The organism is Flavobacterium sp., assembly GCF_043778725.1.
Lineage (GTDB): Bacteria > Bacteroidota > Bacteroidia > Flavobacteriales > Flavobacteriaceae > Flavobacterium.
On sequence record NZ_JAYWFT010000030.1, the window covers coordinates 19,829 to 43,039 of the forward strand.

Consider the following 23,211-nt stretch of genomic DNA (forward strand, 5'->3'; position numbering starts at 1 on the left):
TTAACATAAACTAAACCTATTATATTACCTATTTATCTTATTTTAGTGCTCTAATTTTTTTACTAAAACTAAAATTTATGAAATTACGATTATTAATGTTATTTGTTTTGGGAGCAAGTTTTTCTAGTTTCGCACAAGAAAATCTTACTTATCAAAAACCATCAGCAGAAATTCTTGCTCTTGCAGATTATGAACGTGCGCCAACAGTAAGCATGGATTCTAAAAAAGAATACCTTTTATTAAGTTATAGAAATACCTACAAGACACTTGATGATTTAAACCAAGAAGAAATGCGATTGGGCGGTTTACGAATTAATCCTGTGACCAATATTTCTAGCACAGTGACTTATATCAATAATCTAAAAATTAGAAAAATTAGTGATAAACTTGAAATTCAAGTAAGTGGACTGCCACAAGAAATAAAAATAGCCAATATTTCTTGGTCTCCAAACGAGAAAAAAATTGCATTTACAAATACTACAAGTTCTGGTGTAGAACTTTGGATAATTGATGTTGCTTCTGCAGTAGCTAAAAAAATAACTTCGGACAATTTAAATGCCAATCTAGGAAGTCCCTACAACTGGATGAAAGATAATGAAACGCTTTTAGTAAAATTCTTGCCTAAAAACAGATTGCCACTTGTAGATTTAAAAAAAGATTTGCCCAAAGGACCAACGGTTTCTGTAAGTGATGGTTCAAAATCGCAAAACAGAACATACCAAGATTTGCTAAAAAATAAAACCGACGAAACCAATTTTGAAAACCTAGTAACATCAGAGTTGTACAAAGTTTCAATTTCTGGAACTTCACAATTATTTAAACCAGCAGCAATTTATACCGGAGAAAGTTTCTCTCCAGACGGAAATTATTTAATGCTGACTTCCATTCAAAAACCGTTTTCTTACATTGTACCGCTAAGTCGTTTTCCTCAAAAAACGATAGTTTATGACTTGTCTGGAAAAGAAATTAAAGTTGTAAACGAAGTTCCATTAACCGAAATTATGCCCAAAGGATTTTCGTCTGTAAGAAAAGGAAAAAGAAATATGAATTGGCGTGCCGACAAACCTGCAACATTATATTATGTAACAGCACTTGACGAAGGCGATCAATCTAAAAAAGTAGCTTTTAGAGACGAAGTTTTTCTTTGGAATGCACCATTTACAGCTGAGGCATCTTCGTTAGTTAAAACCCAACAACGTTTTGGTGGAATTATTTGGGGAAATGACAACTATGCTGTTGTTACTGATGATTGGTACGATACAAGAAATACCAAAACCTACTTGATAAATCCATCAACTTCTAATGCATCACCAAAAATAATATCCGATAGAAATTCGCAAGATATTTATTCGGATCCAGGGAATTTTGAAACCAAGAAAAATCAGTTCGGAAGATATGCTTTGGCAATAGAAAATGACAATGTTTATTTAATAGGAGATGGAAATACTAAAGAAGGACAATTTCCATTTATTGATGAATACAATTTAAAAACCTTAAAATCTAAACGCCTTTACAAATCTAACTTGAAAGATAAAAAGGAGGATTTAATGTCTATTGAAGATTTTAAAAAAGGTGATGTTTTGGTCATGTTACAATCTAAAAATGATTATCCAAATTACTATTTTAGAAACATAAAATCGGGAAAATTAACAGCAATTACTTCGTTTAAAAATCCGTTTGAAAGCATTAAAAACGTGTATAAAGAAGTTATTAAATACAAACGAAAAGATGGTGTAGATTTATCGGGAACATTATATTTACCTATAGGTTACGACCGAACTAAGAAAGAAAAAGTACCGTTATTAATTTGGGCTTATCCTGCCGAATTTAAAGATAAAAACTCTGCTGGGCAAAATGATAAAAATCCAAACGAATTTACGTTTCCTAATTATGGATCATTTGTATATTGGGTAACCAAAGGTTATGCCGTTCTTGATGACGCTTCGTTTCCAATAATTGGTGAAGGCACAATAGAACCTAACGATACTTTTATCACACAATTGGTTGATGATGCCGAAGCTGCAATAAATGCTGTAGACAATTTAGGGTATATCAATCGTAAAAAAGTTGCCGTTGGTGGGCATTCGTATGGTGCATTTATGACCGCAAATTTATTGACTCATTCCAATTTATTTGCTTGCGGAATTGCTAGAAGTGGTGCATACAATAGAACATTAACGCCTTTCGGATTTCAAAGCGAACAACGCAATTACTGGGATGTTCCAGAAATTTACAACGGTATGTCGCCATTTATGAATGCCGATAAAATGAAAACGCCTTTACTTTTAGTTCATGGTGATGCCGATAATAATCCTGGTACTTTTACTTTACAATCTGAACGCTATTTTCAGGCTTTGAAAGGTCTTGGTGCTCCAGCTAGATTGGTTTTATTACCAAAAGAAGCTCACGGATATGTTGCAAAAGAAAATATCTTGCATTTACTTTGGGAACAAGATCAGTTTTTAGAAAAGTATTTGAAGAATTAGAACGGTTTCGGGTTTCGGATTTAAAGATAAAAAAACCTTTGAATTATTAAATTCAAAGGTTTTTTATTGTTTTAAACTGAGTAGTCTTTTTACAAAGGTAGTTACTAAATAAAAATCAGTATTAATGTGATTATAATGCCTCCAACGGTAAAATACATTCCTCTTTTAAAAATATCTGTTTTGGGTAAAAACATCCAAAAAGAAGAAATTACAAAGAATAAAAGTGACAAACCAAAGAAAACATTTAATAAAAATAACGGCTGGTTGGTTGACGATTTATGCAACTTGGTCATTTTTTCTAATATAAAAGGAAGTTCCTTAGATGTATAATTGGCAATTCCTGTTTTAGTATTAAAAGTTCCTTGCTTAAAATAAATTATTTCGTTCTCTTGTTTTTCAATTTTAAAATCCCTCATTCTCAAGGCTTTTCCTAGATTTTCAATTTTTAAATCTTTAGGTAATGTTTTTTCGATTTTCTGTTCTGATTTTAGAAAATCGGTTTCTCTAAATATTAGAAGAACACCACTTATAGCATAAACTGCCATAATTCCTGCAAGAAAAAAGCCCAAATAACGGTGGTAAATGCGCATGTTTTTGTTAAGATTAATTTTACTCATAAAAAAAGTTAAGGTTAATAAGGATTTTAGACTATTGAAAACTATAATGGTTTAATGAAAAAGTAAATAAACAGTATTTAAATTACAAACTTAAACAAACTTTTAATTTTTTTTCAAGTATATTTTCACTTTCAAAAAACAAAATTTTGTCATTATAAAGTGCTTCTATCAAATAATGACTTCCTCTAAAATAGGAGTTTATAACTGTAACTATAAACTCTGAATGAGCAACAACTTTTAATTGATGTGGATATTTGAAAAGTTTTTTTTCGTCAATTTCTATTTCGTTTACATCACCAAATAGTGATGCAATATATTTATTTTTTGGGTTTTCATAAATAAATTTGGGCATTCCTTTTTCAATAATTGTTCCTTTTTTCATAACCAAAACCTCATCGGCAAACGATAATACATCGGTACTATCGTGTGTGGCAACAATTGTTGTAATTTCCTTTTTATGCAAGTAAGAAAATAACCTTCGGCGCAAACTATTTTTTCTAAAATTATCAATGTGACTAAAAGGTTCGTCAAGTAATAAAACTTCGGGTTCTAGTGCCAATACTCTAGCAATTGCTACTCTTTGCATTTGTCCGCCACTTAAATACTTAGCTTTTACATTGGCAAATTCGGTCATTTCTACTATTTCTAACAACTCTAAAATGCGCATATTTTTTTGTTCTGGATAAATATTAGAAAGGTATTTTCCAACGTTTTCTGCAACAGTTATAAAAGGCATTAAATCGAAATCTTGCGCTAAGTATTTCATAAAATCCATTCCTGGTATAAGATTGTATTTTGGTCCTAATACCTCGGTGTTGTTCCATGAAATTTGACCATCATCTAAATCGTACAAACCATAAATAAGTTTGAGAAGTGTACTTTTTCCGCAACCACTTTCACCAATTATAGCAAGATTTTGTCCTTTTTCAATAGAAAAAGTACTTTTCGTGATGGTCGTTTCCTGTAAATAGGAGAATACAATGTTATTAACCTTAAGCATGATGCAAAAATAGTAACTTATTAGAAACTTTTCATCAGTCTAAAGAATAAGATTATTATATAATTATTGAAACAGAAGCACCTGTTTTTTTTCAAATCAAACTAGCTCAAAAAAAACTAATCATAAATGAACAGAACACCACTTTCAAATTAAATTATTTTCAATAAAAAAAAGCTTTCACTGCATAAATTATTCAGTTCATCGTATTTATCGTCATTATACCGATGTTTTGGAAGTTTATTTTGTTTTATCTGTAACTTTAATGTGTTAGTTTCAATTATTAAATCCTAAAACTATGAAAAAGAAACATTTACTTTTAATTATTTTAATTCTGAACATCAGTTATGCAACTGCCCAAGTAGGAATTAATACGCCTTCGCCTGATGCTCAACTAGATATAAAATCAAGCAGTCAAGTTGCTCCAGTTGGTACTGACGGAATATTAATTCCGAAAGTCAATGTATTTTCAGCAATAAATCCTACTATTTCGCAACAAGGAATGTTGGTTTATTTAACAACTGCAACAACATTTGGAGGAAACCCAAAGCCTATTGGTTTTTACTATTGGAATTTTCCAACATTAGATTGGATTGGAATATCAACAACAGCCAATGGCGACCATGATTGGTATGAAGTAGGCACAACTACTGCTCCAGATGCAATTACAGACAATATGTTTCATACTGGTAATGTGGGAATAAATACTCCATCACCAGCTACAATATTTGATGTAAAAGGAAATAATAATTGGAACACAAGTACAGGTGAAGGCGATGTTAGAATTGGTGATCCTACTTATAGATTTAAAATTGGAATTGCAAATTCTGGTGCAGGTGCAGGTGATATCCGTTTAACAGCAGATGGAGGAACCAATCGCATTTTTTTAGGCAATGCAACTAATAGTACTTTAACAACAATTGATGGATTAAATAATCGTGTTGGAATTAAAAATGTATTACTTCCAAACTCCGTGCTTGACATCAATGGAGATTTAGCTCTAAGAGAAGGAACAGCTATAGCGGTAACTGCTGGAGCAAATGCTATAACACCTACAGGAGAATTTAGCCATTACAGGTTAACAAGTGCAGCTGGAGCTTTTAGTATTAATACAATTGCAAACGGTAATGATGGTCAATTAGTAACTTTAATAAATGTTTCTGGCCAAGTAATGACAGTAAACAATAATAATGCTGCTAACGGAATTCTAACAGGAACTGGAGCTAATTTAGTTTCTTCATCTGGTTTAAACTCAAATGTAACTTTCATTTATAACGCATCCTTGTCTCGCTGGATTGTTAAATCTCAATCAGGAATGATAAATTCTAATTCATGGAATATTACAGGTAACGCAGGATTAAATGGTGGAAACATAACAACAGCTGGAACAAACTATATTGGAACAACTGACAATCAAAACATTGATTTTAGGACAAATAACCTTGTAAGAGGTAGATTTAGCAATCTTGGAGAATTTTTTGTAGGAACTCTAAATACAGTTTTAACAGGAGATTTGTGCAATGCTGTAGGAAACGTAACGTTTCCATGGGCACTAAATGGTTATTCAGATTTTAATGGATCGGGAACTTATGGCCAAATAACAAGTGGAACAACAATTTTTGGTGGTGTTCAAGGTGAGTACAACGGAACCAATGCACAAGGTACTGGAGTTCGTGGTATAGCATTAACTGCAACTGGAGGAACTGCTTTTACAGCACCTCATACTGGTGTATCGGGTCAAGCGACAACTTCTGGTTCCTATAAATTTGGAACCTATGGTAGCGGTGGAGCTTCATCTCGCTCTGGCGGTATTTTAGGAAACGATTTTGGTGTTGCAATGGGAGCATTGGGATATTTTTCTTCGGGTCTTTTAGATTATGCTGTATATGGATTTGGTTTAGCGCACGCCAATGGAACAGCTGGAGGCAGAATATCGACAAATTTTTCAGAAAAAAACACCAATATTGGTTTAGGTATTTATGGTGGTGTAATGGGTGGATGGGTTCGTGGAATGAAATATGGATTTCATACTAAAGGAGAAACATACAGCTTATATGTTGATGGAAACGGATATACAAATAAACCACTTGCTTATTTAATAACAACTGATGGAAATAAAAAAATAGCAAGCTTTATGAGTACATCAATGCAACCTGAAGTTACTGTAAACGGAAAATCAAATCTTGAAAACGGAAAAGTGTTTGTTCCTTTTAATAAATCTTTTCAACAAATTATTGCCAATATTGATGATGTTATTATAACTGCTTCTCCTCAAGGAAAATCTAACGGAGTGTATATTGATACTATTTCTAAAGAAGGTTTCTGGATATACGAAAACAATGATGGAACCTCCAATGTAAAAATATCGTGGATTGCTATTACTAAAATAAAAGGAGAAGAAAATCCTGAAATCTCAGAAGATTTATTAGCTAAAGACTTTGATACTAAAATGGATCGTGTAATGTTTAATGAAAATGACACTATTAATACTGCACAAAGCTTGTGGTGGGACGGAACTAAAATTCGATGGGATAGACCAACATCAGAAAAAGCAGATACCGAAACTAAAAAATTGTCTAGACCAAATGATGAGTCTAAAGACTAAAGAATAAACTATAATAACAGAAAAGAGCGATACTAAAAGTGAAGTATCGCTCTAATCAACCTAACCGATAAACAATCTTTAAATAACTAATATATTTTTCATAATTATTCTCTAATTTCTTCAGCTCGCTGGTAAATTGTATCAGAATTTAAATCAAAAATTATAAAATGTTTAATTAATCCTTTGGTACAAGTATAAATTTCAGGATTTTTAAGTTTCTCGAACTCCCAAAAGAAAGCTGTATATTCATTTTTATCACTTTCAATTAATGATTGATATAGCTCCGCTTTGGATGTTAAAATGCAATCTTGAGAAAAACCTTCCGTAACTTTTATTTTGTTCATCCCTTCAATAACTGTTTTTTTATTTCCAGTATATAAAAAATATTCCTTATAAAATAGATCCTCAACTTGTATTCCTTTTATCTCTTTTATTGATTTATCATCCTTAAAATCTTTGACCATATCGCTAATCGAAATAGATTTTGGTGCATTTTCAATTGAGATTTTATTTAATTTATTTTGAATCTTTTTGCATCCTAGTAAACTCAAAGATAAAAATACTACTATACAGAAGGTTTTATTTTTCATTTATGGCTATTGGTAATAAAAAAAATGTTACAAACTCAAACTTAGTAATAATTAATGATTCAAAGCTTATTAAATCATTAGTTTTCTGATAAAAAAAATATTTTTCACAAAACCTAATTAACTATTATGTTTTAAATTTAGAAATGATTTTATATAAAAATTAGGTTCTCCAATTGCTGCAAACTACCACAATAGAAAAGAGCGATACTAAAAGTGAAGTATCGCTCTAATCAACCTAACCAATAAACAATCTTTAATTAACTAATATATTTTTCATAATTTTTTGTATCAACTCTTGCTTTTAAATCGTGTAATAAATTATACAATCCGAAAAAAGTTCTATTAATATACAAAAAATGCTTTGAACCTCTATTTCCATTCATTTTACGCAACTGTGTGTCTTTGGCAAAATCCTCACCCATAGCTGCAATTTGACCAAAAAAATCATCGTCAGAGAAATCAAAGAAGTTACCATGAAACGGTTTGGTAAACAAACTCAATAAATCATGAAACAATTTGGTAAAATAAACTATTTCTTCTTTAGAATCATCTTGACGTAAAATCTCTAATTCGTACAATTTTTCATTAAATAATTTTGGATTATCAATTACTTTAGGATTGGCTAATTCAAAATAAGGAACATAAAATTCCTCTGGAACATGCTTAATACAACCAAAATCTATGGCTACCAAATTATCTTCTTTATCAATCAAGAAATTTCCTGGATGCGGATCGGCATGAACTTGCTTTAAATGATGCATCTGATACATATAAAAATCCCAAAGTGCTTGACCAATCTTATCGCCTTTTTGGGCATCTTTATTACGTGTTGCAAATTCAGATAAATGTTCTCCGTCAATCCATTCCATCGTCAGTATTTTTTCTGATGACATTTCTGGATAATATTTAGGAAATCTTAAATTCTCAATATTTTTACACCATTCAGAAACTTCTAAACTCTGTTTTAATTCAAGAATATAATCGGTTTCTTCTAGCAATTTATCTTCAACTTCCTTAAAATATTTATCAGAATCTTTACCTTTAATGTTAAACATTCTCACGGCAAACGGCTTCACTAAAGCCAAATCCGAGCTTATACTATCGGCTACACCTGGATATTGGATTTTCACAGCAAGATTTTTCCCATCTTTGGTTGCCTTGTGTACCTGACCGATACTCGCAGCATTCATAGCATCTGGTGTAAAAGTGTCGTACAAGCTCTCTGGATATTGACCTAAATATTTTTTAAATGTTTTTCTAACTAGTGGCGCCGATAATGGTGGAACCGAAAACTGCGACAGCGAAAATTTATCTACATATTGTTGTGGCATAATACTTTTGTCCATGCTCAACATTTGAGCTACTTTCAAAGCACTTCCTTTTAAGTTTTTTAATCCATCATAAATATCCTCGGCATTATTCTCGTTTAACTTATCTCTATTTAAAGATGGGTTTACTATTTTTTCGCCATAATAAGCAACATAATTTCCGCCTACTTTAAATCCGGTTTTTACTAGTTGACTGGCACGTTCTATCTTTCCTGTTGGAATTTTATCTAATGTTTTCATTAATTACTTTTTTTCTTTCCAAAGGAATTTTCCCAAATCAAATAAACTTTCCAATGGTTTTGTGTCTAATAAATCTACAACTGTATTAACAGATTTCTCGATTAACACATCTGTTTTCTCAAAACCTTTAGAGGTATCATCTATCCAAAATTTCAATAAAAATAAGAACTGAATCCATGCACCTTCAGAGAAAACAGGTTTTGTAATTTTTAATATTTTATCATTACTCTCTACACTGTTGTCTAGAATACTTACGATAAATTCTTTGAAATGGTTTCTAAAAAGTTTTAAACTTTTCAAATTTTTCAATCCTTCTTTATTTTCTTTTAGTGTAAAAACAACGTAACTCCTATTTAACGTTAGCAATTCGAACAAAGTAAAATACAATGTCAATAATTTATTTTTATCTGAATAACTTTCAAACGCCTCTTCTTTTTGAATTGTTGCTAGAGCATTTTCGAAAAACTTAACCCAAATTTCCTGCTTCAAAGCATCTATTGAACCAAAAAAAGTATAAAAATCGGTTTCTTCAATTTTGTGTTCTTTACAAAACGAAAAAACATTTTTAGGTTCTTCGCCTTTTTCAAGTACAAAATCCATGTATTTAGAAATTATGGCATTATCATCAATCAATTTCTTTTTAGCTGTTGTTTTCTTTGCTGTTTCCATTTGAATTAAATTTGATTGTAAAGTTAATTATTGTTTAACGATTATCTAAATATTTTAAACAAAAAGTTTTGTTAAATATCGTTCAAAATATTTGAAACAAAAAAAAGCGCTCATGAACCATGAACGCTTTTTTAATTTATAAAATACTTCTTAGTTTCCTGCTTCTGTTTTAGCTTCTTGAACCATTTTAGAATTAGCAGTAATAGCAAACTCTACACGACGGTTTTGAGATTTTCCTTGAGCAGTTTCATTTGTTGCAATAGGATCGGCAATTCCCATACCGGTTGTATTGAAACGAGATGTATTTAAACCTTTAGATGCTAAATATGTTTTTACTGAAGCAGCTCTTTGCTCAGACAATGTTTGGTTGTACTCTACTTTTCCTGAACTATCGGTATAACCATAAATTACAATATCTGTATCGGCATAGCTTTGAAAAACTGGTACCAATCTATCTAAATTAGCTTTAGCAGTAGAGGTTAAAGTAGATTTATTAGTATCAAAACGCACCGAATTTTCTCCTAGCGTTAATTTAATACCTTCTCCTACTCGTTCTACAGTTGCTCCGGGCAAAGCCGTTTGAATTTCGCGCGCTTGTTTGTCCATTTTGTTTCCAATAACGCCACCAGCAACACCACCAATTACACCACCAAGAACAGCACCCAAAGCTCCGTTTCCGCCTTTTCCTAGGTTATTTCCTAAAACGGCTCCTATTAATCCACCAGCAACAACACCAATTCCCGCACCGCGCTGTGTTTTATTAGTGTTTTTTGCAGCTTCACAACTAGACAATACTGATCCTAAACTCAGTACACATACCATTAAATATAAGGTAACTTTTTTCATCTCTTTTTAATTTTTAAATTATTTAATTTCTTTGAAATTGATAAACTACATCAATCATTTTTCCGCCCACATTAACTTGATCAACCAAATGGAATGAGTTCTCTGTAAGATTGGTAACGGTTAAAACATATCCTTCAAGTACTTTTTTAGACTTAGTTTCGTTAATAATTTTCATAACAAACTGACCATCTTTATTAATGTACCAAGTAATTGGAGAAGAAAAACCAGTACAACTTGAACTATTCAATGCCATATCGCCTTTGTTATTATTAGAAATAAATTTCCATGTACTTCCTACAAAACATTTAGAATCGGCAATGTCAAAAGAAGTTACTTTAATATAATCTGAACCTGGATACGTTACCGCATTTATTGTCCAATTTCCTTTAAGAGCCACTTCTGTCTTTTTGTCTAATTTAGTATTTGTAACTGTTTGCTTTGGTTTACAACCAATAAATGCAACTGCTAACAATAATAAGATTATACTTTTTTTCATGTTTAAAATAATTTAAGTTATTATACTGCAAATATACTTACAATTTTAATTCAATTTTTATACAAAAAACGAATAAAGTTATAGAATTACTACTACGTCAATTTGGCAGATTTTTAGTTTTGGTACTCTATTTGAATATATAAAATTATAAAAAAAAATTAACTTAAACGTTCAAAATATGGCAACAGGAAAAATTAATGTTTCAGTAGAAAACATTTTCCCATTAATCAAGAAATTTCTTTATAATGATCACGAAATTTTTCTTCGTGAATTGGTTTCTAATGCAACTGATGCTACTTTAAAATTAAAACATTTAACAAGTATTGGTGAGGCTAAAGTAGAATATGGTAATCCAATTATTGAAGTAAAAATCGATAAAGAAGGAAAGAAACTTCATATTATTGATCAAGGACTTGGAATGACAGCTGATGAAGTTGAAAAATACATCAATCAAGTTGCTTTTTCTGGAGCCGAAGAGTTTCTTGAAAAATACAAAGATTCTGCCAAAGATTCAGGAATTATTGGTCACTTTGGACTAGGATTTTACTCGGCTTTTATGGTTGCAGAGAAAGTTGAAATCATAACAAAATCTTACAAAGACGAACCAGCAGCGCATTGGACATGTGATGGAAGTCCAGAATTTACTCTTGAACCATCAGACAAAACTTCTCGTGGAAGCGAAATAATTCTTCACATTGCCGAAGATTCATTAGAGTTTCTAGAAGAATATAAAATTCGTGAATTGTTGACTAAGTACAACAAGTTCATGCCAATTGCCATTAAGTTTGGAACTAAAACCGAAACGTTACCAAAACCAGAAGATGCGACAGAAGATTACGTTGCAGAAACTGTTGAAATTGACAACATCATCAACAATCCAAATCCGGCTTGGACAAAACTCCCTGCAGATTTATCGGATGAAGATTATAAAACTTTTTACCACGAATTGTACCCAATGCAATTTGAAGAACCATTATTCAATATTCATTTGAATGTAGATTATCCGTTCAATTTGACTGGAATTTTATATTTTCCGAAAATGTCAAATGACATGCAAATGCAAAAAGATAAGATTCAAATGTATCAGAATCAAGTATTTGTAACCGATAATGTAGAAGGAATTGTTCCTGAATTTCTTGGGATGTTAAAAGGCGTTATTGATTCGCCAGATATTCCGTTAAACGTTTCTCGTTCGGGCTTGCAAGCCGATAGTAATGTGAAGAAAATTTCAAATTATATCACTAGAAAAGTTGCCGATAAATTGAAAGGTTTGTTCTTTGAAAACCGTGAAGATTTCGAAAAGAAATGGAACGACATTAAAATTGTTTTGGAATACGGAATGTTATCTGAACCTAAATTTTATGAGAAAGCAGGCGATTTTGTTTTGTATCCTACAGTTGATGATACTTATTATACATTAGCCGAACTGAAAGAAAAATTGGCAGCCAACCAAACCGACAAAAACGGAAAATTGGTAGTGCTTTATGCTTCTAACAAAGACACACAACACAGTTATATTGCTGCTGCAAAAGATAAAGGTTATGAAGTTTTATTGTTAGATTCGCCAATAATTTCGCATTTAATTCAGAAATTGGAAGGTGATAATGAAAACCTAACTTTTGTTCGTGTTGATGGAGATTCTGTAGAGAAATTGATTGAAAAAGACGAAAATCAAATTTCTAAATTATCAGATGATGAATCAGAAAAATTAAAAACGGTTATTGAAACTTTAGTTCCAAAACCAACTTATAATGTTCAACTAGAAGCTCTAGACAGCAATGCATCGCCATTTATCATTACGCAACCAGAATTTATGCGAAGAATGAAAGAAATGAGTCAATCTGGTGGTGGCGGAATGTTTGGAATGGGAAATATGCCCGAAATGTATAATTTGGTGGTAAATTCTAACTCAGAATTAGCAACTACTATTTTAAATACAACTGACAAAAACATTCAAGAACACCTTGTAAAACAAGCATTAGACTTGGCCAAAATCTCACAAGGATTATTAAAAGGTGAAGAATTAACTGCTTTTGTTAAACGTAGTTTTGAGTTGATTAAGTAAAAAAATAGAATAAAGAAAATAGAGAAAAGACCTGTGAGTGCAAACTTGCAGGTTTTTTTATTTTACACAAATTACTTTTCATATATTTGATAATTCAAAAAAAAATAGTCGTTATGAAATCGCCATTAATAACAAGTTTGCGCAAGCAATTGAAAAATCATCGAACTCCGATAAAAAATAAAATCATTTGTGAGATAAACACCTATAAATAAAAAGGCGATACCATATATTACCACTAACAAATCAAATTTCACATATATGAAAAAATTAATTCTCATCACTTTATTCCTTACATCCATAAATATGTTTAGCCAAGAAGACTACATGGAAAGTAGTTTGGTAAAATTAAACCAACAAGTTCCTGAATTTTCATTTACTAATAAAGACGGAAAATCAATTAAATTATCCGATTATAAAGGCAAGGTTATTCTGATAAACTTTTTTGCAACTTGGTGTGGACCATGCATGAAAGAAATGCCTTTTATACAGAAAGACTTGTGGGAAAAACTTAAAAACAATGATAAATTCATTATTCTAAGTTTTGGAAGAGATCATACACAAGAAGAAGTCAATAAATTCATTGAATCTAAAAAATTTACATTTCCGATTTTTGCAGATAAAGGCAAATTGATTTATAACCTTTTTGCAACTAAATACATTCCAAGAAATTATTTAATCGATTCAACCGGGACTGTAATTTATGCTTCAACCGGATTTACAACTGATGATTTTACAAAATTGGTAAATAAAATTGATGTACTTTTAAAAAACTAAAATAACCAAATAAAAATAACCAAATATGAAAAAGTCAATAATTGCTTTTACATTTCTATTCTTTAATTTATATACTATGACCGCGCAAGAAGACCCATATTTATGGCTAGAAGATGTTGATGGCAAGAAAGCATTAGAATTTGTAGAAGCTCAAAACAAAACGACACTAGATGTTTTAACAAAACAAAATGATTATCAAGACATTTACGATAAAAGTTTGGCTGTAATAAATGCCACAGATAGAATTGCGTATCCGTCTATTTCTGGAAATTATATTTATAATTTTTGGCAAGATAAAGAACACGTTAGAGGCATTTGGCGCAGAACAACCAAAGCTAGTTATAACAGTGAAAAAGTAGTTTGGGAAACCTTGCTAGACATTGATGCACTAAGTAAACAAGACAATATAAAATGGGTTTACAAAGGTTCGCAAGGATTGTATCCAAAATATGACCGTTTTTTAGTAAATCTTTCTAATGGCGGTGGCGATGCAGTTGTTGTAAAGGAGTTTGACGCAGTAACAAAAAAGTTTATCACCAACGGATTTACTTTGCCAGAATCTAAAAGTAATGTAAGCTATCTTGATGAAAACACAGTTATTGTAGGCACCAATTTTGGAACAGAAAGTATGACAACTTCTGGATATCCAAGAGTAGTAAAACTATGGAAAAGAGGAACGCCACTAAGCGCTGCCAAAACCATTTATGAAGGAGATGCGTACGATGTTTCAGATTCTGGTTACAACATGCGCGATGGTGTAAAAAACTATCTTATGGTTTCTAAAGGTGAAACGTTCTATTCATCTAAAACATTTGTAATGGTTAACAATAAATTAGTTCCATTACAAATTCAGGATGATGCTTCAATAAGTGGGATTTTAAACAACCAACTTATTATTAATTTAAAATCTGATTGGACGGTTGGCGGCAAAACCTACAAACAAGGATCGGTTGTGAGTGCCAATTTTACTTCGCTAATAAGTGGAAAAAAAGAGCTTCAATTAATGTATGAGCCAGATGCTTTTAGCAGTATTAACGAAATAAGTAGTACTAAAAATTACCTACTGCTAGATATTTTAAACAATGTAAAAAACGAACTTTATGTTTATAGTTTTACAAACGGAAAATGGACAAATTCTAAAGTAAATGCACCCGATTTTGGAACCATAGGTATAGGATCTACAGACGAGTTTAGTGACGATTATTATTATACTTTTCAAAACTTTCTTACGCCTACTTCCTTATATTTATCTAATGCAAAAACCAATATTTCTAAAAAAGTAAAATCGCTTTCATCCTATTTTGACACGACTAAGTATAAGGTAGAGCAATTTAAAATGAAATCTAAAGATGGCGAAATGATTCCGTATTTTGTAATCGCTGCAAAAAACACAGTTTATGACGGCAACAACCCAACGCTATTAAACGCTTATGGTGGATTTGAAGTATCTGAAGTTCCTTTCTACTCTGGTGTTATTGGTCAAGCTTGGATAGAAAAAGGTGGTATTTTTGTATTAGCCAATATTCGTGGTGGTGGCGAATTTGGACCAAAATGGCACCAAGCAGGATTGAAAGAAAAACGTCAAAATATTTATAATGATTTTCATGGAGTTGCCGAAGATTTAATAGCCAGAAAAATAACTTCCAATAAACATCTAGGAATTATGGGCGGAAGCAATGGCGGATTGTTGATGGGTGTAGCTTTTACGCAACGTCCTGATTTATATAATGCAGTAGTTTGTCAAGTGCCATTATTAGACATGCAACGTTACAATAAATTATTGGCTGGCGCAAGCTGGATGGGCGAATATGGTGATCCAGACACAAGCGATTGGGAATTTATTAAAAAATATTCTCCCTATCAAAACGTAAATAAAGATACTAAATATCCAGAAGTTTTCTTTATGACCTCAACAAGAGATGATAGAGTTCATCCTGGTCATGCACGAAAAATGGCTGCCAAAATGGTAGCTATGGGTCATAAAATTTACTACTATGAAAATACAGAAGGTGGACATGGTGGCTCATCCACAAACGAACAAAGAGCTAAATTCTATGCCTTGTATTATTCTTATCTTTGGATGAAACTTAAGGCTTAATTTTTATTTAAATAAAACCTTAAATAATGAATCAAAATAAACCTGTAAGAGCAAACTTGCAGGTTTATTTGTATAAACTAATTAACTACAACATTATAGTTACTATTTTTTTTATTCTAATTAAATAAGTTACGCCAAAAAAGACTAGTTTTATATTAAAAAAAATGATGTCTCAAATACCAACCCAATATCAAATAGAAAATCCGTTGCAACAAACAACTTACCTTATTAATGGAGAGTTGCAGCAATGGCAAGGAGAAAACACCAACGTATATTCTACCATTTCATCTACCCAAAGTTACCAACCAACACTTTTGGGAACTGTACCGTCAATGGGCGAAAAAGAAGCTTTAGAAGCAGTAGAATCCTCAGCAACTGCATACAATAATGGACAAGGCTTATGGCCGACAATGAAAGTTATAGACCGCATTAAATGCATGGAAAACTTTGTGGTACAAATGAAAAAAACACGTGCCGAAGTTGTAAAACTAATGATGTGGGAAATTGGGAAATCTCTAGGCGATTCAGAAAAAGAATTTGATAGAACTATAGAATATATTAACGATACCATAGAAGATTACAAACAGTTAGATAGAGATTCGGCACGATTTACAAAAAGTCAAGGCGTAAATGCCATGGTACGTCGTGGTCCACTAGGAGTTGTTCTATGCCTCGGTCCTTATAATTATCCTTTAAACGAAACCTTTTGCTTACTTATTCCTGCAATTATTATGGGTAATACCGTGATTTTTAAACCAGCTAAACTAGGCGTTTTATTACTATCGCCACTACTAGAAGCGTTTAAAAATAGTTTTCCTAAAGGCGTTATCAATATAGTTTATGGACGCGGTCGCGAGGTTGCATCGCCAATTATGAAATCGGGAAAAATTAGTATTTTGGCTTTAATTGGAAACAGTAAGTCTGCAATTGCACTTCAAGATCAACATCCTAACAAAAATAGGTTGCGGTTGGTTCTAGGATTGGAAGCCAAAAATCCGGCAATAGTACTTCAAGATGCCGATCTAGATTTGGCAATTCAAGAATGCATTTCAGGTACATTATCATTTAACGGACAGCGTTGTACTGCTTTAAAAATCCTTTATGTTCATGAATCAATTTCTGAAGAATTCAATAAACGGTTTTCTAAAAAAGTAGATGAATTAAAATATGGAAATCCATGGGACGAAGGCGTATTTTTAACACCATTGCCAGAAACAGATAAACCAAATTATATACAAGAATTGATTGATGATGCAATTACAAATGGCGCGAAAATAATAAACGAAAAAGGCGCAAACCGAACCGAAAATTACATATATCCAGCCGTTTTATATCCTATTAATAAAAAAATGCGACTGTACCACGAAGAACAATTTGGCCCAGTAATTCCAATAATAAGTTTTAAAGACATTCAAGAACCATTGAACGATATGGCAGAATCTAACTATGGTCAACAAGTGAGTCTGTTTGGAAAAGACATAAAAACCATTGCACCATTAATAGATACACTTGTCAATTTAGTGTGCAGAGTAAACCTAAACAGCTCTTGTCAACGAGGTCCAGATGTTTATCCATTTACAGGAAGAAAAGATTCGGCAGTAGGAACATTGAGTGTTCATGATGCTTTGCGATCTTTTTCTACAAGAACATTTGTAGCCTGCAAAGACAATGAATACAACAACACCATACTACAGGAATTACTTAATACCAAAGCTTCCAATTTTATAAACACTGATTATATTTTATAGTTACCACTAAATCCTGCAGCTTCAAGTTGCAGGATTTAATTTTATAAATTAGAATTTCTCTTTTATTACAAGAAAAATAATTATAAAAATAGTGATTTTAAAAACTTAGAAGAAGAATTAAAACTTGAAGATTTATTTTGTTTAATATTTTAAACAAATCGTTAAACAATCGATATTTTACACTACATTTATAAAATAATTAATATTTCAATCCTAAAAGACATGTTTGACAAATTTAAAAAATCAGAATTATTTATTTTATTTATTGTAATTATTTTAATATTTACATCTGAATATTATTATGTAATCTTAAAAAATCATGATAGAGCAATGTTCATTGGTTTATGGCCACCAACAATTGTTGGGCTCTTAATTTTCTTTAATTTAAAACTAAAAAAATAATATGGAAAATTTAGACATTATCATACTTAACATATTTGTTGTTGTTTGTTTTATTACTTTCTTTATTTCTACCTTCAAGGCTTTTGAAAGTGCCACAAAATTAGACAATTACAAGTCACAAAAACCTGGTATTATATCAAGATTGTTAGCTTATATTCAAAGTTTAGTCAATTGATAATTTGCAATTAATAATTTCATGACACTCCACATTGAAACACCAGCACTTTTATTCTCGGCTACATCACTAATTTTGTTAGCCTACACCAACCGTTTTTTAACGATTGCTCAAATAATTCGAAGTTTAAAAAAACACTATGACGAAGTGCACAGTAAAAGTATTTTATTACAAATAAAAAATCTCAACCTTCGATTATCGCTCATTCGTTACATGCAACTATTTGGCGTACTGAGTTTATTTTTATCGGTATTTGCAATGCTCCTTTTATTTCTAGATCAAGAAACAATTGGAATCTATTTATTTGGATTGAGTTTACTTTGCTTATTAATTTCACTTGGAATTTCGTTTTGGGAAATAAGTATTTCTGTTAGTGCCTTACGAATGCATTTGAGTGATTTAATGGATGACAAAAACGCAAAAGATTAATTATCAACAAACAAACTTTATAACTTAATTTCAAAATCCCTATTAGTAGGGATTTTTTTTATAATTTAATACCTGAATTTTGAACCTTAAAACCTTTAAAAACCATTTATTATGAGAAAAGTTTATCAATCATGTGGACAATTTAATTTAAAAAATCTTACTGCTATTGCATACACAACATTACCAGATTCAAGAGGTCTGATTTGTAATTACATAAAATATTACAATATATCTACAGATACAGAATATGCAGTTTTTGGAATCATGGTAGATAACCATGGTAATTTAGATTTGAGAAATAGTAATGACCCGAGTATAGATGTTTTAGTTGCGCCACAACCTATTGAATTACAAAATATAGATAATAAATTCTCATCAAGAGATTTTAGAAATTTAACAAAAGATGATACTATTTACTTTTTTACATGGCATGATAATGATTTTGATGAAGGAGTATTAAGATTATTGCAACACGAAGAGACAAAACCATCAGATTTATTAAAGACATTTAGAAATAAAAATAATCAAGATGAAAGTATAATTGCAACAAAAAAATTAAACATTCTTGAGCCTAAAGTTGGTGATGGTGGTATATTAACAGCTGACGGTTTTTGCTAAATGATTGCAAAAAAAAATAAAATATTTATTACAATAGCAACACTTTTTTTAAGTGTTGCTTTCTCTTATTCGCAATCTATAACTTTAAAAAATCTACAGGAACAAATAAAAAATCAAGATTTTGAAAAAGCTAAGTTTACTAGCGAACAAATAAACAGTAAAAAATTAAACACCATTGAACTTGCCCAATACAACTATTTATTAGCCAATATAAATGTAAGAGACAATAAAGATGACTTAGCTTACAATCATTATGTGACATCTAAAAAAACATATAAATCTATTGACAGCATAGATAAAGTAGCAAAAATAAATATTGAAATCGTTTCGCTATTACTAGCAATTAATAGAAACAAAGTCGATTATAAACCGTTTTTAAAAGAATACAATGATTATGCAAAATTTAAAAAAGATCCTAATATCTTATCTGAGTTTTACATACAAATTGGGAAATCATTTTATGATACAATTCCTAAAACTTCATTAGAATACTTTAGAAAAGCCGAAAAAGAAAATTTTAAAACTGATGATAAAATTATGCACGTTCGAATTCTTCAAAATATTGGAGCTAGTTTTTCGAATAATAAAATAAACAACCCAGACTCTGCTTTATATGTATTAAAAAAAGCACTTTTAATTTTAAAAAAAATTAAACCAAACCACGACAATCAAAAAAAAATAAATGACTATTTTTTTAATTTATACGTTAATATGGGAAGAGCAATCGTCAAAAAAAAAGAATATAAAAATGCTCTTTATTTTTATCAAAAAGCAGATTCAATTCCTTTAAAAAGCTACTTAAACGAAAATAAAAAAATTATTTATAGCTTTATCTCAGATTTGTATAAGGATAAAGGCGACTATAAAAAAGCCCTAGAATATCAAGATAAACAAAAAGTATATGAACAAATTATCAATGAAAAAGAACAAAAAATTGCGATAAAAGATATTGATACAAAATACAATACTGAAGAAACAAAGCTTCAAAACAAAACTTTAAAAACAAAACTTCAAACCAATAAAATAATCCTTTTTGTAGGTCTTGGTTTGTTTCTAATTATACTAACAATAGGAATTTTATCTTTTAAAAATATTTCGAAAAAGAAAACTATTGCAGAACAAGAAAAACTCATTCAAACCCAAAAACTTGAAACAACACTTAAAGAGCAAGAACTCCACGAAATTGATGTAATGCTAGAAAGTCAAGAAAAAGAACGACAATTAATAGCCAATGAACTTCACGACAACTTAGGAAGTCTGTTGATTACTTTAAAAGTTAATTTTCAAAATATAAAACGTCAAAAAGAAACCTTAAAAGATGACTTATTTGATAAAACAGATGCACTAATTGAGGAAGCTTATCAAGAAATACGCAACATCTCGCATCTTAAAAATCTTGGAGTCATTGGCAGTCAAGGACTAGAAATTGCCGTAAAAAAAATGGCCGAAAAGATGAGTGTTTTAGAAAAACTAACCATCAATGTTATTCCGTTTGGACTTAGTGAACGATTAGAAAATCCGAAAGAAATTGCACTTTTTAGGATGATTCAAGAACTCTGTACCAACATTATTAAACATTCCTTTGCTACAGAAGTCACTATTTATTTAACACAACACAATTCCAACAATATAAATATTATTATTGAAGACAACGGACGAGGTTTTAACCCTAAAAAAGTACTCGAAAAAGACGGAATTGGACTTAAAAGTATAGAGAAAAAAGTAGAACAAATGGAAGGAACTTTTACAATTGATTCCTTAATCAATAAAGGTACAACCATTATAATAGATGTACCATTATGACAACACTTGTAATAGCCGAAGATCACCAAGCACTTATTGATGGAATACGCTCTTTTTTAGAATATGAAGAAGATATTTCTGTTGTTGGAGAAGCCAATGATGGAGAAGCTTTAATAGATTTAGTTAGAAAAAAACAACCTCAAATTGTTGTTACAGACATTAGGATGCCCAAGTGTGATGGAATTTGCGCAACAAGAATTATCAAACAAGAATTTCCAAACACAAAAGTTATTGCTTTTAGCATGTTTGATCAAAAAGAAGCTATTGACCAAATGAAACTAGCCGGTGCATCGGGTTATATTATGAAAAATTCTTCCTTAAAAAAAGTTCTTGAAGCGATTAGAATTGTTGCTAAAAACGGAACTTACTTTGACAATGCCATCACAACAACCGACACAACAAGTAAAGAAGAAATTGTATTGAGCACGCGCGAAAAAGAAATATTGAGACTTATTGGAGACGGTAAAACATCACAAGAAATTGCAGATTTATTATTTATAGGCAAAAGCACCGTAGATACACATAGAAAAAATATATTAAAAAAAATGAGTCTTCATGGCAAGACCGACCTCATTAGATTTGCTGTTGAACGGAAATATAATTTCTAAAAATAACTTGCATTTATACAGCTTTAGTAAAGCATACAAACCTCAAATTATTAACCCTAAAAAAATCATTTATATAATAAAACCTACAATTCAAGAAATAAAAAGACCAGTTCACAAAATAACAGACAAAATAATGACAATTTGTAACTATCTTAGTAACATATTTTAAAACTAAAACATAAAATAGTAACCTTAAAAGTGACCAAAAAATGATCGTTTTCACAAAAAATGACCTGTTTTATACCGATTACCAATGGACAATTTATGCTAGCGATAGTCCAAAATTATCTGGTAAACTTGATGCTACTAAATTTAATAAAAACGAAGGTTTTGAAGTGCTCTATTTTATTAACAAACTTATTCATCTTTGGGACTTTACCAAACAAGAAAGCTGTATAAAAATTGAACGCATACTGCGAGAACACTTACCAAAATCAGTAATAACACAAGAAGACACCGCAACTTGGGTACAAATTAACTGGAAAACCATTTCTTTTACAGAAAACTCTTAGTAACAATTTCTATATAAGAATAAAAACAAAAGTTTAAACCAATTAAACCATTTCATACTTTTAGAATCCTGTAGAAAAACATACAACATGAAAAACTATTTTATATCATGGTGCTTATTAGTAACAATTAATATTTACTCACAAGATTATATCAAAAATGATACAATTAATATAATTAGTAAGTCTTATAATGTCACACATGTAAGCTATGGCAAGTCAAGTTTAACAAAATTTCATAAAGTTTTTACTTGTGATTCAAAATATAAAGTAGAGTTTATTAAAAAAATTGTTAATTGTTGTAACAATCAAAAACTTGAGTATTCAGAGTTCTACATTATTTTTATACCCAAAATAAACTTATTAAGCAGTTCTTCAGAAAAAAAAATAATCACCTCTTTTCTTGATAAGATTGATTCTGAAAGAATGAAATTAAATTTATCAACAACAGTTATTAAATGTAAATATGATTACAAGAATGATTCCTATGAATATTTACTAAAAGAACCGAAAGAAAGCATTTTTAATTTCAAAAATTTATTTTTAAAATGCAAATTAGATCAAATTTGTAAATACATAAAACTTTAAACAATCAATTCATTCTTTCAATTTGTATTGATGCATGGATTTTAAACTACATTTTTATGAAAAAATTAACCATATTTATATTAATGCTTTCTTTCAATACTTTTTTCTCACAAGAAACGACATTGAAGTACAATAGTATTATTATACTTGTAAATCAAAAAGATTCATTAATTTCAAGTTATCATGTAAGCTCAGATACCTCTAGTATATCTTTAAGCATCTACATTAATGGTTTTGAATCTAAAATAAAAAGAGAAAAAATTATTAGTGATAATAAGAAAAAAATGCATACCAAAAGAAAACAATATATAGAACTTCCAACATTTGCAATTAATTTTTTATCTTTAGAAAAACCAGAAAAATTAGTTTCTCTAGAAGGTATAAAATACATCTCTGCTAAAGATTTTTCAAAAAGTAATTTTAAAACAACTAATCCTACTTTTATCATAGTAAAACAAAATGATGGTTCTTTTTTAAAGTGGAAAACTTTTGTGTTACCTATTGAGTAAAATTTTATTTT

Annotated in this window: 19 protein-coding genes; 12 read left to right on the top strand and 7 right to left on the bottom strand. The window is 30.4% G+C overall.

Going from position 1 to position 23,211, the window contains the following annotated elements; genetic code table 11:
- Window positions 1–77 precede the first annotated feature (77 nt).
- The gene (locus tag ACH2CG_RS02900) at window positions 78–2,486 is read left to right on the top strand and encodes a prolyl oligopeptidase family serine peptidase (protein WP_395062020.1); all 2,409 of its coding nucleotides are present in this window, start codon (window positions 78–80) and stop codon (window positions 2,484–2,486) included.
- Between the two features lie 104 nt (window positions 2,487–2,590).
- Here the strand turns inward: ACH2CG_RS02900 and ACH2CG_RS02905 are convergent, their stop codons facing one another.
- Window positions 2,591–3,103, bottom strand: coding sequence for a hypothetical protein (locus tag ACH2CG_RS02905; protein ID WP_395062022.1), 513 nt, complete (start codon window positions 3,101–3,103; stop codon window positions 2,591–2,593).
- A gap of 82 nt (window positions 3,104–3,185) precedes the next feature.
- Window positions 3,186–4,103 carry an ABC transporter ATP-binding protein gene (locus tag ACH2CG_RS02910; protein WP_395062024.1) on the bottom strand — a complete coding sequence of 306 codons (918 nt, stop codon included), beginning with the start codon at window positions 4,101–4,103 and terminating at the stop codon, window positions 3,186–3,188.
- A 295-nt stretch (window positions 4,104–4,398) separates the two neighbouring features.
- On the opposite strand from ACH2CG_RS02910, the gene ACH2CG_RS02915 reads away from it, so the two are divergent.
- Window positions 4,399–6,705: a hypothetical protein gene (locus ACH2CG_RS02915; protein WP_395062026.1), complete on the top strand. Its 2,307-nt coding sequence runs from the start codon at window positions 4,399–4,401 to the stop codon at window positions 6,703–6,705.
- A gap of 104 nt (window positions 6,706–6,809) precedes the next feature.
- Here ACH2CG_RS02915 and ACH2CG_RS02920 read toward each other — a convergent pair whose 3' ends face one another.
- The 5 genes from ACH2CG_RS02920 to ACH2CG_RS02940 all read right to left on the bottom strand — a co-directional run bounded on the left by ACH2CG_RS02920 (window position 6,810) and on the right by ACH2CG_RS02940 (window position 10,874).
- On the bottom strand, window positions 6,810–7,295 hold the full coding sequence (locus ACH2CG_RS02920) for a hypothetical protein (RefSeq protein ID WP_395062028.1): 486 nt from the start codon (window positions 7,293–7,295) through the stop codon (window positions 6,810–6,812).
- Between the two features lie 257 nt (window positions 7,296–7,552).
- Window positions 7,553–8,863, bottom strand: coding sequence for an ABC1 kinase family protein (locus ACH2CG_RS02925; RefSeq protein WP_395062030.1), 1,311 nt, complete (start codon window positions 8,861–8,863; stop codon window positions 7,553–7,555).
- Window positions 8,864–8,866: 3 nt separating this feature from the next.
- Complete coding sequence (locus tag ACH2CG_RS02930; protein WP_395062032.1) at window positions 8,867–9,532, bottom strand: TetR family transcriptional regulator C-terminal domain-containing protein; 666 nt, start codon at window positions 9,530–9,532, stop codon at window positions 8,867–8,869.
- Between the two features lie 150 nt (window positions 9,533–9,682).
- On the bottom strand, window positions 9,683–10,378 hold the full coding sequence (locus tag ACH2CG_RS02935) for an OmpA family protein (RefSeq protein ID WP_395062034.1): 696 nt from the start codon (window positions 10,376–10,378) through the stop codon (window positions 9,683–9,685).
- Between the two features lie 22 nt (window positions 10,379–10,400).
- Window positions 10,401–10,874 (bottom strand): lipocalin family protein, encoded by a 474-nt coding sequence (locus ACH2CG_RS02940; RefSeq protein WP_395062036.1) that lies wholly within the window; start codon window positions 10,872–10,874, stop codon window positions 10,401–10,403.
- A 178-nt stretch (window positions 10,875–11,052) separates the two neighbouring features.
- Between ACH2CG_RS02940 and htpG the strand changes: the two genes are divergently transcribed.
- The 10 genes from htpG to ACH2CG_RS02990 all read left to right on the top strand — a co-directional run bounded on the left by htpG (window position 11,053) and on the right by ACH2CG_RS02990 (window position 23,200).
- Entirely contained in the window at window positions 11,053–12,939 is a 1,887-nt protein-coding gene (gene htpG, locus ACH2CG_RS02945; RefSeq protein ID WP_395062038.1) for a molecular chaperone HtpG, read from the top strand.
- A 258-nt stretch (window positions 12,940–13,197) separates the two neighbouring features.
- The gene (locus ACH2CG_RS02950) at window positions 13,198–13,713 is read left to right on the top strand and encodes a TlpA family protein disulfide reductase (RefSeq protein WP_395062040.1); all 516 of its coding nucleotides are present in this window, start codon (window positions 13,198–13,200) and stop codon (window positions 13,711–13,713) included.
- Between the two features lie 25 nt (window positions 13,714–13,738).
- On the top strand, window positions 13,739–15,811 hold the full coding sequence (locus ACH2CG_RS02955; RefSeq protein ID WP_395062042.1) for a prolyl oligopeptidase family protein: 2,073 nt from the start codon (window positions 13,739–13,741) through the stop codon (window positions 15,809–15,811).
- 167 nt (window positions 15,812–15,978) lie between these two features.
- The gene (locus tag ACH2CG_RS02960) at window positions 15,979–17,559 is read left to right on the top strand and encodes an NADP-dependent glyceraldehyde-3-phosphate dehydrogenase (protein ID WP_395062086.1); all 1,581 of its coding nucleotides are present in this window, start codon (window positions 15,979–15,981) and stop codon (window positions 17,557–17,559) included.
- A gap of 598 nt (window positions 17,560–18,157) precedes the next feature.
- Window positions 18,158–18,565, top strand: coding sequence for a DUF2721 domain-containing protein (locus ACH2CG_RS02965; RefSeq protein ID WP_395062044.1), 408 nt, complete (start codon window positions 18,158–18,160; stop codon window positions 18,563–18,565).
- Between the two features lie 111 nt (window positions 18,566–18,676).
- A complete protein-coding gene (locus ACH2CG_RS02970) occupies window positions 18,677–19,183 on the top strand; it encodes a hypothetical protein (RefSeq protein ID WP_395062046.1) in 507 nt (168 codons plus the stop codon).
- Window positions 19,184–20,986: a sensor histidine kinase gene (locus tag ACH2CG_RS02975; RefSeq protein WP_395062048.1), complete on the top strand. Its 1,803-nt coding sequence runs from the start codon at window positions 19,184–19,186 to the stop codon at window positions 20,984–20,986.
- The gene (locus ACH2CG_RS02980; protein WP_395062050.1) at window positions 20,983–21,594 is read left to right on the top strand and encodes a response regulator; all 612 of its coding nucleotides are present in this window, start codon (window positions 20,983–20,985) and stop codon (window positions 21,592–21,594) included. Before ACH2CG_RS02975 ends, ACH2CG_RS02980 begins: the two co-directional genes overlap by 4 nt.
- Before the next feature lie 209 nt (window positions 21,595–21,803).
- Window positions 21,804–22,106, top strand: coding sequence for a hypothetical protein (locus tag ACH2CG_RS02985; RefSeq protein ID WP_395062052.1), 303 nt, complete (start codon window positions 21,804–21,806; stop codon window positions 22,104–22,106).
- A gap of 641 nt (window positions 22,107–22,747) precedes the next feature.
- The gene (locus tag ACH2CG_RS02990; RefSeq protein WP_395062054.1) at window positions 22,748–23,200 is read left to right on the top strand and encodes a hypothetical protein; all 453 of its coding nucleotides are present in this window, start codon (window positions 22,748–22,750) and stop codon (window positions 23,198–23,200) included.
- Window positions 23,201–23,211 lie beyond the last annotated feature (11 nt).

Excerpts from the sequence above, each read along its gene's own strand:
- ACH2CG_RS02925 (WP_395062030.1), bottom strand. The coding sequence starts at position 8,863 with ATGAAAACATTAGATAAAATTCCAACAGGAAAGATAGAACGTGCCAGT.
- ACH2CG_RS02950 (WP_395062040.1), top strand. The coding sequence starts at position 13,198 with ATGAAAAAATTAATTCTCATCACTTTATTCCTTACATCCATAAATATG.
- ACH2CG_RS02905 (WP_395062022.1), bottom strand. The coding sequence starts at position 3,103 with ATGAGTAAAATTAATCTTAACAAAAACATGCGCATTTACCACCGTTAT.
- ACH2CG_RS02935 (WP_395062034.1), bottom strand. The coding sequence starts at position 10,378 with ATGAAAAAAGTTACCTTATATTTAATGGTATGTGTACTGAGTTTAGGA.
- htpG (WP_395062038.1), top strand. The coding sequence starts at position 11,053 with ATGGCAACAGGAAAAATTAATGTTTCAGTAGAAAACATTTTCCCATTA.
- ACH2CG_RS02900 (WP_395062020.1), top strand. The coding sequence starts at position 78 with ATGAAATTACGATTATTAATGTTATTTGTTTTGGGAGCAAGTTTTTCT.
- ACH2CG_RS02920 (WP_395062028.1), bottom strand. The coding sequence starts at position 7,295 with ATGAAAAATAAAACCTTCTGTATAGTAGTATTTTTATCTTTGAGTTTA.
- ACH2CG_RS02980 (WP_395062050.1), top strand. The coding sequence starts at position 20,983 with ATGACAACACTTGTAATAGCCGAAGATCACCAAGCACTTATTGATGGA.
- ACH2CG_RS02960 (WP_395062086.1), top strand. The coding sequence starts at position 15,979 with ATGTCTCAAATACCAACCCAATATCAAATAGAAAATCCGTTGCAACAA.
- ACH2CG_RS02915 (WP_395062026.1), top strand. The coding sequence starts at position 4,399 with ATGAAAAAGAAACATTTACTTTTAATTATTTTAATTCTGAACATCAGT.
- ACH2CG_RS02955 (WP_395062042.1), top strand. The coding sequence starts at position 13,739 with ATGAAAAAGTCAATAATTGCTTTTACATTTCTATTCTTTAATTTATAT.
- ACH2CG_RS02970 (WP_395062046.1), top strand. The coding sequence starts at position 18,677 with ATGAGAAAAGTTTATCAATCATGTGGACAATTTAATTTAAAAAATCTT.
- ACH2CG_RS02985 (WP_395062052.1), top strand. The coding sequence starts at position 21,804 with ATGATCGTTTTCACAAAAAATGACCTGTTTTATACCGATTACCAATGG.
- ACH2CG_RS02930 (WP_395062032.1), bottom strand. The coding sequence starts at position 9,532 with ATGGAAACAGCAAAGAAAACAACAGCTAAAAAGAAATTGATTGATGAT.
- ACH2CG_RS02940 (WP_395062036.1), bottom strand. The coding sequence starts at position 10,874 with ATGAAAAAAAGTATAATCTTATTATTGTTAGCAGTTGCATTTATTGGT.
- ACH2CG_RS02910 (WP_395062024.1), bottom strand. The coding sequence starts at position 4,103 with ATGCTTAAGGTTAATAACATTGTATTCTCCTATTTACAGGAAACGACC.
- ACH2CG_RS02990 (WP_395062054.1), top strand. The coding sequence starts at position 22,748 with ATGAAAAAATTAACCATATTTATATTAATGCTTTCTTTCAATACTTTT.
- ACH2CG_RS02965 (WP_395062044.1), top strand. The coding sequence starts at position 18,158 with ATGACACTCCACATTGAAACACCAGCACTTTTATTCTCGGCTACATCA.
- ACH2CG_RS02975 (WP_395062048.1), top strand. The coding sequence starts at position 19,184 with ATGATTGCAAAAAAAAATAAAATATTTATTACAATAGCAACACTTTTT.